Origin of the sequence: Parasynechococcus sp., from assembly GCF_042954325.1 — a bacterium.
Classification (GTDB): Bacteria; Cyanobacteriota; Cyanobacteriia; order PCC-6307; family Cyanobiaceae; genus Parasynechococcus.
Genome location: NZ_JBGKDS010000049.1, coordinates 1 through 1,511, shown reverse-complemented (window position 1 = coordinate 1,511; position 1,511 = coordinate 1). Strand labels below are relative to the sequence as shown.

The 1,511-nt window shown below is 63.1% G+C and carries 2 protein-coding genes; both read right to left on the bottom strand.

The window, feature by feature from the left end; all coding sequences use genetic code 11:
* The coding region (locus ACGVKB_RS07465; protein ID WP_392350695.1) for an SWIM zinc finger family protein at positions 1-696 on the bottom strand (696 nt) is incomplete at its 3' end.
* 2 nt (positions 697-698) lie between these two features.
* Positions 699-1,511, bottom strand: an 813-nt coding sequence (locus ACGVKB_RS07460) for a DEAD/DEAH box helicase (RefSeq protein ID WP_392350693.1), incomplete at its 5' end; no start/stop codon positions are given.

Here is a 1,511-nt window from a genome sequence, read left to right as displayed (position 1 = left end):
GCGGTTGTAGCGCCACCACAGTGCTGGATCCAGCACCGCGGGATGGGGCGGCAGCGGTTGGGCTTCATCGGCGTTGGATGTTTCTTCGGTGGCGTTGGCCTGCTCAGCCAGGGCCGCGAGGGCCTGGCGGCGCTTTTCGGCAAGGTCCTCCAGCAACTTGGCCCGATTGCGGCCCCGCAGCTGGAACAGCACGAAGGGGTCTTCGCTGAAGCGATCCCCCATCAGGAAATACACCGCGCTGATGTGTTTGCAGGGGTTGGCCTTGTCTGGGCAGCTGCATTCGCTGCGCACCTCCTGCAACTTGAACGGGAACAGACGTTTGCCGCTGGCGGCGAAGGCCCGTTCGATGTCCGACGGCATGATCCCCGCCAACAACTGGGCGGACCAACGGGCCTTTTGGGTCAGGGCTTCGAGCACATAGCCCCAGTCCTCATCGTTGAGCACATCCAGCCAGAGCTTCACCTTGTAGGGGTCTTCTCCGGTCCCTTGCACCCGAGCGTGGACCCGCCGCCCTTCAAAGCGGATCGAGGTGACATTGCCCTCGCGGGCATAGCCCCACGCCCGCTCCAGCCGTTTCTTGAAGCGGTAGCCGTTGATCAGCTCCATCCATTGCTCCACCCACCAGGGCTGCTGGCCGAGTCCGTCGTCACCGATGGCGGTGGTGAGTGCGCTGGTGTGGCCGGTGTGGGTGGTCATCGTCAGGTGTCCTCCAAGGAAACAAGGTCCCGCAGTTGGTCGCCGCCGAGGTTGCCCAGCCATTCCTCACCTGAGCCGATGATGTCTTCAGCCAGGCGTGATTTTTCACGGATCATCCGGTCGATTTTTTCTTCGACGGAGCCGCTGGTGATGAACTTGTGCACCATCACCCGGTTGGTCTGGCCGATGCGGTAGGCCCGGTCCGTGGCTTGGTTCTCCACGGCTGGATTCCACCAGCGGTCGATGTGGAACACATGGCTGGCACGGGTGAGGTTGAGGCCCACACCGCCGGCCTTGAGTGACAGCAGGAACAATTGCGGGCCGCGGGGGTCCTCCTGGAAGCGATCGACCATCGCCTGGCGTTCGCTCTTGCGGGTCCCGCCATGGAGGAAGGGAACATCTCCTTTCCAGCGTTGCTGCATCCAGCCCTGCAGCAGGTGGCCCCATTCAGCGAACTGGGTGAACAACAGGGCCCGGTCGCCGGCTTCAATCACTTCATCGAGGATTTCCTCGAGCCGTTGCAACTTCGCGGAGCGGCCGAGGAAGCCGTCGTCGACGGTGCCTTCGCTGAGGGCGAGGGCGGGGTGATTGCAGATCTGTTTCAGCCGGGTGAGCAGGGCAAGAACCTGACCATGACGCTGACCCCGGGGGGCGCGGGCGATGGCGTCGAGGGTGTCTTCCACCGTTTTGCTGTAGAGCGATTTCTGCTCCTTGCTCAGGCCGACCCATTCGCTCATCTCCACCTTCTCGGGGAGATCAGAAATGATCGCCTTATCGGTCTTGAGGCGCCGCAGGATGAACGGGCCGACGCGGGA